Here is an 8427-nt window from a genome sequence, read left to right on the forward strand (position 1 = left end):
GGGGATGGTCACGGCCTCGACGGGGGTGTCCAACAGGGCCGCCGCGGCGGCGAAGGTCGCCCGGGAGAGTGCGGAGACGCTCTTGGCCTCGGGGTCGTTCGCGGGGTCGTCGCGGCGGTAGAACTCGGCGGTGCGGTAGTAGTTCGACGCGCGAAGCAGGGCCTCGCGGGCGCTGACCCGGTGCCCGGCCGTCAGGGCGCGGGTGCCGATGTCGTGGACGCGCTCGGCGGTGGCCTTCCACTCGCGCAGCCACGCCGCCTCGTCGCCTTCGCCGATGTTCCGGGCGGTGGCCACGACCTCGCCCAGGTCGGCGCCGCCGTAGTTGGCGAATCCGGCCGCCCGGAGCGTTTCGAAGGAGAACGACTCGTCCTCGAAGAGGAATCGCATGGGTACTCCCGAGGTTGTTGAGACGGAACGGTTCCGTCTCGTCTAACGCTAGCCCCCGCCTGGTCGAGACGCAAGCGTTCCGCCTGGTGTAGATTCGGGGAATGTCCAAGACGCCCGCGCCCCGGCCCGCGACCCCCGGCCCCTCCGAGCAGCCCGCGCGCCGGACACCCGGCGGGCCGGTGCTCCAGGACTCCGTGACCGAGGCGATCGCGGCCGCCTTCTTCGAGGAACTGGCGGACGTCGGCTACGCCCGGCTCTCCCTGGAAGCGGTCGCCAAGCGGGCCGGGGCGGGCAAAGCCGCCATCTATCGCCGCTGGCCGTCGAAGCTCGACATGACCGTCGCCCTGATCCGGGCGGTGGCCGTGGACGCCTCCGAGATCGAGGACACCGGCACCCTGCGCGGCGACGTCCTCGCCTTCCTCGCCGAGATCGACGGGGCGCTGCGCCACCGGCTCCCGTCGAAGATCATCCCCGATCTGCTCGCCGAAAGCGGTCGTAACCCCGAGCTGGCGCAGGTGCTGATGACCGCCGTCCGCGACACCCGCCGCAGCAAGGCCACCGGCCTGCTGGAACGGGCGGTCGACCGCGGCGAACTCCCCGCCGATGTGGACCGCGAGCTCGCACTCGACTTCCTCGCCGGCCCGCTGTACTGGCGCCTCGCGGTCGTCCACACGGCGACCGCCCCCGACTACCTCGACCGCCTCACCGACAAGCTCCTCGCCGCCTTCGCCGCCTGACGGTCGAGGCTGTGCCGCCTTGCCGCCGGAGACTGCGTCGCCCCCTGGACCTGAAGGCGTGTTCGGCCTGCTCCGGCCTGCACCGGCTGGTGCAGGCCGGAGCAGGCGGATTCCTCGGCTGCCGACGGGTTCGTACGGCGGCGCCCCCTCGCGGTGGAGGGGGCGCCGCCGTACGGGTGTGCTCAGATCTTGACGGTGAGCCAGGCGCCGAGGCCGCTGCAGCCGCGGGCGTCGTAGGTGGTGCTGCGGTAGCCGGCCGGGATCGGCGAGTACGGGCAGGTCCAGATGCCGTTGCGGACCTGCTCGTGGAACCAGGCGCCGACGCCGCTGCAGCCCTTGACGTCGTAGTTCGTCAGCACGTAGCCGGAGACGATGGGCGAGCCGGAGCAGGTCCACAGCCGGTTCTGGGCGGGCTGCTGGTACCACGAGCCGTGGTTGTCGCAGCCGCCGGCGTTGTACATGGTGATGACGTAGCCGGCCGGGACGGGCGCCCCGGAGCAGCTCCAGCCGCCGGCCGCGGAGGCCGTGCCGGCGGCCGTCGTGCCGGTGAGCGCGGCCGCGAGGACGGCGACCGTGGCGGCGGCCCGTCCCGTGCGGGTCATCAGCTTGCGGAGGATCCTGGTCACGGCGACACCGTTCCGATCGGTCGTCTCCCCGCCGTGGGCACGGCGCGGGAGGGCGTAACAACGGGGATGCGCCGCACCCTAGTGGCGGTGATCGGGCCGCTGATAGATCCTCATCGGTGGATTTCTGTACCTGACCGAAAACGATCGATCGCATTCCGGTGGGCCCGGCCGCCACGGGCAGGTCTCGCCGAACTTCACGGCCGTCACACTGACCGGCTGACCGGTGAGGGCGGCGCCCGGAGCCGGATCCCGGCCGCACACCTGCCAGTTCGACTGCACCAGGACGGCGCGGTTCCTCGGGCCGGCGTCCTTGGTGCCGAGGGACGTGTTGCCCGGCAGCGAATCCCGTACCACCGAGACGGCCTTGCCCTTGAAATCGGGCATGGTGGATCCGGCCTCGGCGGGCCCGTTGGCGCCCTGGTCCTGGGCGGGGCAGTTCTCCTCCGGCTTCACCGCCCCCATGTCGATTTCTGTGCCGGTGGGGTGGCTGCCCGGGGCCGGGTTGTGCGCGCAGACCTTCCAGTTGCGGTCCAGGATCTGGTTGCGGTCGCGACCGAGCGCGTCGTGACTGGTCAGGAGGAAGAACCCGGCGCTCTGCGCGGTGTCCTGGGCGGACTGCAGCCCCATGCCGACGAAGTTCGGGAGCACGGCCGTTCGGGAGCACGGCCGTTCCGGCGGCGGCCGCAGGTGCGCCCGTTGCGGGTGCAGGAGCGGTGACGGAAAGCGCGTTGTGTCCGCGCGGGCCGAACGTCTAGTGTCACGCCCGACGGCGTGTAGCTCAGCAGGAGAGCACCGGGCTTGAGACCCGGAGGGCGCAGGGGCGGAACCTGCCACGTCGGCTTATGGACGACGACGCTGATCAGCAGCACTCCACCGGTGCCGGGGTGTCCGTGCCGTACCCGCAGCACCAGTTGGCCCGGGCGCTGCTCACCGCGCTGACCCACTCCGACGGAGAGACCCGCCGCCGTGCCGCGGCCCGCGCCGACCGCTGGCGCGCCGTGCTCGCCGGTGCCGCTGCCGGGCGGTCGGCCGTCGGCTCGCGCACCCCGCTCCCGGGGCTGCCCGCCTGGGTGACGCCCGAGGTCGTCCGCGGCGGCTTCGCCACCTCCGCCGCGAGCGCCGAGGGGCCGCTCCAGCCGTACGAGCGCGAGGCCGCGGCCCTCGCCGGGGTGCCGGCCGACCGCCGGGCCCTCTTCGCCCACTGCCTCACCGAGCCCGGCCTGGCCCGGCTGAACGAGCTGCTCGACAGCGGCCGCTACGAGGTCGCGGTGCCCGAGGAGGCGGCGCTGCTGACGGTCGCCTGGCTGGTCCGGGCCGGGGACACGGCCGCCGCGCTCGACCTCGTCGACACCCTCGAACCGTTCGCCTCCCGGCTGCGCTTCACTCCCCGGCCCTCCGCGCTGCCCGCACCTGACCCCGAGGCGGTGCACCGGCACACCATCGGCGACGCCGTCGACTCCCTCGTCGGCCGCCGGCCGAACGCCGCCGTGGAGGCGCAGCGCGAGGCCCTCGCCGTCTGGCAGCCCTTCGGCGACCGGCTGCTCGCCCACTGGCTGGAGACCACCGACCCGGGGGCCACCGGCGTGGAGGCCGTCGACCCGGAGGCCGTCGACCCGGAGGCCGTCGAGCTGGAGACCACCGACCCGGAGGCCGCCGGTGACACCGGACGGATACCGGCGGGCGTACCCGACGGCCGCTGGCGGGAGCGCGGCGCGCTGCTGCTGCGCCAGTACGGGGAACTCGCCGCGGCCCACACCCGCTGCACCAAGCACCGCGACCCGAAGGAGAACGTCGGCATCCTGCGCGGCGCCCTGGAGGAGGCCGTCGCCGGCCGGCCGCTGGACGCCCGCCGGCTGGGACTGCTGCGGCACGCGGTGGACTCCATGGTGCGCCGCCGCGGCCGGCCGGGATCGGCCGCGCACACCGAACTGCGCGCCCGCCAGGCCGTCCAGGCGGCGCGGCCCTCGTACCACGACCTCGCCCAGCTCGTGCTGCGCCGGCTCGCCGTACAGCCCCAGGAGACGGGCGCCGCCGAGGTCGGACCGCTGGTCGCCGACGTCACCGCCGCCGAGGCGGCGGAGACCGGACTGCTCGCGGGCACCCCGGTTCCCGCGCCGGTCCGCCACCTCGTGGAAGCCACCCTGAGCGCCCCGATCGGCACCCTGGTGGAGCGCGGCGTCGTGCCCTCGGCCGAAGTCCTGGCCGGACTCGTCCCGCAACTCGTCGCCGCCACCGGCGTCGAGGCCTGTCCGGACGCGGCGCTGCGCACCCTCGCCGCCGCGAACTACCGGGCGTTCCGCAACCGCCGCTCGCTGCTCCTGCTGAACCTCGCCGCACAGGTGCGGGTCGAGGAACTGCCCTGGGTACGGGCGGTGGCGGCGCACCGCTCCGACGAGGACGGCCGCGGGCCCGCGCTCACCGCCCTGCGCCGGCTCGGCGAACTGGCCGTCCAGGCGTTCCCCGGCACGCTGCTGCCCAACGCGCTCGTCCGCGAACTCGCGGTGCTCGCCCGCCAGTCGGGGCTCGACGTGCCGCTGGTGGAGGAGTTGGCGGCGGACATCTTCGTCGGCAGGTTCACGCCGAAGTTCCTCGCGGCGGCGGGTGTCGCCGCGGAAGTGCTCGGCGGCACGCTGTACGAGCGCTACTACGGCATCGACTACGCGGCGCTGCGCGGGCTCGCGACGGCGGACGCGGGACCGGCGCGGTTCGCCGAGCTGTGCACGGGGCGCGCCGGGCCGGGACCGGCCCGGTCGGTCGCCGCCAACGGCAAGGTCGTCGAGCAGGCCCAGATCCTCACCACCCACAACCTCGCCGTCCTGGTGGACCGTGTCGGCATCCGCCCGAGCCCCGGCTGGGACGACCTCGCCCGCCGCGCCTTCACCACCGTCTGCCGCCGGACGGCTCGCGTCCACGGCGACCCGCGCCCGCTCGCCGCGATCAAGGACGCGGCGTACGCGTGGCGGCAGATGGTCTTCCACCTCTCGCTGTGCGCACCGGAGGAGCGGGCCCGGACCATCGCCGGCCTGGACGCGGAGGCCGCCCGCCACCCCGCGCACGTCGCCGCCCGCCTCGCCCCGGCCCTGACCGGCCTGCGCCGGGCCGCCGCCGGGGGCTCGGCGGACGAGGGGGCGGGCCGGGTGCTCCTCGGCTGGACCACGGGCCCGCACTGGCTGCGCGCCGACCCCCGCCTGCCCGTCGGCCACCTGCCGCCGGCCGTCGCCGTCCTCCCGTGACGTCGGGGGCGAACGACCGCCCGCCGGAGCGGGGTTGTGGTACGGCCGTTCGTATCCACCCCCTATGATCCCAGCCCGGGGGGAAGTGCGCCGAGCTGGTACGAAACAGCCGTGTCCGCTCCCTTCGGCGACGCACGCCCGCGCCGCCGATTCGACGACCGGAAGACGAAGACTCGGTGATACTCACTCAACGCCTGCGCCGGAGGCTGCTGGCCGGCGCCTCGGCGCTCGCGCTGGCGCTGCTGCCCGCGGGCCTCGCCCCCACCACGGCAGGCGCCACCACGGCCGGCGCCGCACCGGCCGGTGCCGCACCGGCCGGTGCCGCACCGGCCGGTGACGGGTCCGGGCCGACGCCGGTGGACCTCGACACCACGCGCGCCTTCGCGGACACCTTCCGGCTGGACCCGTCCCAGGACACCGACCCGATGTACGGGCTGAACGTCGGGATCGACGCCCGGCAGTCGCCCCCGGAGAAGCAGCACGGGATCTCCTACACCCGGGTCTCCGGCCGCTGGGACACCTCGGTCGCGCCCGACCAGTGGTTCGTCCAGACCAGCCACCCGGACCACCCGAACAAGCTGCTGTTCGCCAAGGGCGTCTCCGCGGTCATGCTGGGCGCGCCGGCCGTCGCGGACGGCACCGGCCACTACACCGTCTCGACGGTGATCGACCCGGTCGTCGGCGACACCACCAGCAAGGACTGGGGCTCGATCGTGCTGAGCCGCAGCCACCGCGGCAACGGCTACGTCACCGGCGGCGACGTCGACCTCGGCCTGACCGTCAACTCGCGCGGCGAGCTCGCCCTCTTCCACGGCGGGGGCGGCGAGACGCCCTTCTGGACCGGTTCGGTGGCACCCACGGCGCAGTACGCCGTCGCGCTCACCGTCTCCACCGGCGCCGACCGCGCCGTCACCCTGACGGTGAACGGCACCCCGTTCACCGTCTCCGCGCCGGCCGGGGTGACCCGCTGGCCGGGCAGCGAGTTCCTCTACCTCGGCGCCTACCTCTCCGACCCGAACCGCGTCACCACCTTCGGCGACGGCGCCGGCCACGGCCTGAACGTCAGCCGGATCGACACCAGCGCCACCCGCAGCGCCAAGCCGCTCGTCGACACCTTCGACGGCGCGCCCAACGCCACCGCCGACTTCGGGCTCAACCAGGACCTCAGCGCCCGCCAGCCGAGCCTGATCTCCGCCGACTACACCGCCGTCTCCGGCGTCAAGGGCCTGGCCCTCGACCCGCCGGCGGGCTCGGTGCAGGTCAACAGCCCGGCCCAGCCGAACGTGCTGTCGTTCCCCAAGGGCACCTCGGCGGTGCGCCTGAACAAGCCGGCCACCTCGGACGTCCAGAGCGGCGCCTACACGGTGCACGCCGTCCTGACCCCGGTCGTCGGCGCCACCACCGGCCAGGACTGGGCCTCCCTCGCCGTCAGCAACGCCTCGGGCGGCACGGGCGCCGTGGACGCCGAGGACGTCGCGCTCGGCCTGCGCGTCCAGGCCGACGGCGGGCTGACGCTCTTCCAGGGCGGCACGCCGACCGCCCTGACCGCCGTCCCGGCGGCGGGCTCCTACGAGGTGTCGGTCGCGCTGAGGACCGGCGACAAGCAGCAGGCGACCGTGCGGGTCAACGGCGCGACGGTCTTCTCCGGCCGCACCGCCGCCCAGCTGCCCCGCGACGGCTACGTCTCGCTCGGCGCCCACCACTCGGCGGCCGGCCGGGTCACCACGGTGGACGACCTGCGGGTCTCCATGCTGGGCGGGCTCGGCTACTACGGGTTCTTCGACATCCGGGACCCGAACGAGCCGAACTACGGCGCCAACCACGCGCCGGAGGTGGCGCAGTGGACCAACTTCAACAACTACCTGCGCGACCAGGACCCCCGCCTGGAGTTCCTGGACCAGTGCCTGCCGGCCTCCTGCGTGATCGACCTCAACCAGGAGACGGTGATCCCGCGCTCGCCGGGTGACTGGCAGGTCACCCCGAACCCGAACGCCGCGCAGAACCTGCTCGATCTGGTGCAGCGCATCGGACCGAACATCGACAAGATCGCCGCCGTCGACATGACGGACGAGGCCTACTCCCACGGCCTGCACGAGGACCAGGTCAAGACGCAGGCCCAGCAGATCAGGGCCGCGTTCCCGGACAAGACGCTGATCATGAGCCTCGACCGCTGGAACGCCGAGCAGGGCGCGCCGATCCCGCCCGAGGTCGACATCGTCGGCTTCGACTACTACTGCGTGGGCCGCGGCGAGATCCAGTGGCGGCTGGCGAACCTGAAGACCTTCCTCTCCTCGCCCGACCAGCACCTGATGCTCTTCCCGGAGTCCACCAACGAGCAGGGCGTCGCCGACGGCTGCTACTCCGGCAGGACCGACGCGGACATCGCGGCGTACAACGCCGAGTACCGCGCGATCGCCGCGCAGGACCCCCGGGTCGTCTACCTGCAGAACTTCCGCTGGCTCGGCCCGGACCAGCCGACCAAGGTGCCGCTGACCGTCGCGGCGCAGCAGCGGATCGGCAGCGCGGTGGTCAACGCCACGCCCACGCCGGCACCCGCCTCGGTGGGCGTGTACCGGCCGTCGGACGCCGGCTTCGCCGAGGCCGCCCACAACGGCCGGTACACCGGCCGGACCGGGTTCGGCGCCGGCGGCGACGCCGTCCCGCTGACCGGCCACTGGAACGGTCCCGGCACCGACACCATCGGCGTCTACCACCCCGACACCTCGACCTTCCAGCTGTCGAACGACAACGCCACCGTGGCCGCCACCTTCCCGTTCGGGGTCCCCGGCGACATCCCGCTGGTCGGCGACTGGAGCGGACAGGGACGGACCACGGTCGGCGTCTACCGGCCCAGCGACCAGTACTTCTACCTGTCCGACGACAACTCCACCATCACGTACCGGATCAAGCTGGGCAACGAGGGCTGGAAGCCGCTGGTCGGCGACTGGGACGGCAACGGCACCACCACCGTCGGCGTCTACGACCCGCAGACCCAGACCTTCTACCTGAACGACTCCAACCGGACGGAGCACCCGCGCCCGGGCGTCAGGTTCGGCAACCCCGGCGACATCCCGGTCAAGGGCGACTGGGACGGCACCGGCAAGGAGACCATCGGCGTCTACCGGCCCGGCGACCAGAGCTTCTACGGGGCCGCCGAGAACTCCGACCTGGTGATCTACAGCAAGAAGTTCGGCAACCCGGGCGACGTCCCGCTGGTGGGCAACTGGGGCTGACGCCTCCGCCCCGCCCGCGCGTCCGACAGGGCGCCCTCCCGACCGCCCCGCGGCGACCGGGAGGGCGCCCTCGCGCCGTCCGCGGGGCGCGGGTCGGCCGTGCCCCGCGCCGAGCATGATCCGTGCGATCAGCTCCCGGCGGCCGCCCACGCCGCCCCATCCGGCGAAGCTGACACGCACCCGGCCGGCGCCCCCACGCCCCGAACGGCGG

The 8427-nt window shown here is 74.0% G+C and carries 5 protein-coding genes, 1 tRNA gene and 1 pseudogene; 4 read left to right on the forward strand and 3 right to left on the reverse strand.

Annotated elements, in window-relative coordinates:
* Positions 1 to 387: pseudogene (locus ACIQOV_RS15280) on the reverse strand (dipeptidyl aminopeptidase); the annotation flags it as partial.
* A gap of 101 nt (positions 388 to 488) precedes the next feature.
* Here ACIQOV_RS15280 and ACIQOV_RS15285 point away from each other — a divergent pair.
* On the forward strand, positions 489 to 1124 hold the full coding sequence (locus tag ACIQOV_RS15285) for a TetR-like C-terminal domain-containing protein (protein ID WP_401048766.1): 636 nt from the start codon (positions 489 to 491) through the stop codon (positions 1122 to 1124).
* A 182-nt stretch (positions 1125 to 1306) separates the two neighbouring features.
* On the opposite strand, the gene ACIQOV_RS15290 is transcribed toward ACIQOV_RS15285, so the two are convergent.
* Positions 1307 to 1750 carry a hypothetical protein gene (locus ACIQOV_RS15290; protein ID WP_401048768.1) on the reverse strand — a complete coding sequence of 148 codons (444 nt, stop codon included), beginning with the start codon at positions 1748 to 1750 and terminating at the stop codon, positions 1307 to 1309.
* Positions 1751 to 1828: 78 nt separating this feature from the next.
* Positions 1829 to 2377, reverse strand: coding sequence for a hypothetical protein (locus ACIQOV_RS15295; protein ID WP_401048769.1), 549 nt, complete (start codon positions 2375 to 2377; stop codon positions 1829 to 1831).
* A gap of 140 nt (positions 2378 to 2517) precedes the next feature.
* On the opposite strand from ACIQOV_RS15295, the gene ACIQOV_RS15300 reads away from it, so the two are divergent.
* From ACIQOV_RS15300 to ACIQOV_RS15310, 3 genes are all read left to right on the forward strand, one after another.
* A tRNA-Ser gene (locus tag ACIQOV_RS15300) sits at positions 2518 to 2589 on the forward strand.
* Positions 2590 to 2592: 3 nt separating this feature from the next.
* On the forward strand, positions 2593 to 4983 hold the full coding sequence (locus ACIQOV_RS15305) for a hypothetical protein (protein ID WP_401048771.1): 2391 nt from the start codon (positions 2593 to 2595) through the stop codon (positions 4981 to 4983).
* A gap of 176 nt (positions 4984 to 5159) precedes the next feature.
* A complete protein-coding gene (locus tag ACIQOV_RS15310; protein WP_401048773.1) occupies positions 5160 to 8216 on the forward strand; it encodes a hypothetical protein in 3057 nt (1018 codons plus the stop codon).
* The last annotated feature ends 211 nt before the right edge of the window (positions 8217 to 8427 follow it).

Source organism: Kitasatospora sp. NPDC091257, from assembly GCF_044757675.1.
GTDB classification, from domain to species: domain Bacteria; phylum Actinomycetota; class Actinomycetes; order Streptomycetales; family Streptomycetaceae; genus Kitasatospora; species Kitasatospora lactacystinica.

Excerpts from the sequence above, each read along its gene's own strand:
- ACIQOV_RS15305 (WP_401048771.1), top strand. The coding sequence starts at position 2,593 with ATGGACGACGACGCTGATCAGCAGCACTCCACCGGTGCCGGGGTGTCC.
- ACIQOV_RS15285 (WP_401048766.1), top strand. The coding sequence starts at position 489 with ATGTCCAAGACGCCCGCGCCCCGGCCCGCGACCCCCGGCCCCTCCGAG.
- ACIQOV_RS15295 (WP_401048769.1), bottom strand. The coding sequence starts at position 2,377 with ATGGGGCTGCAGTCCGCCCAGGACACCGCGCAGAGCGCCGGGTTCTTC.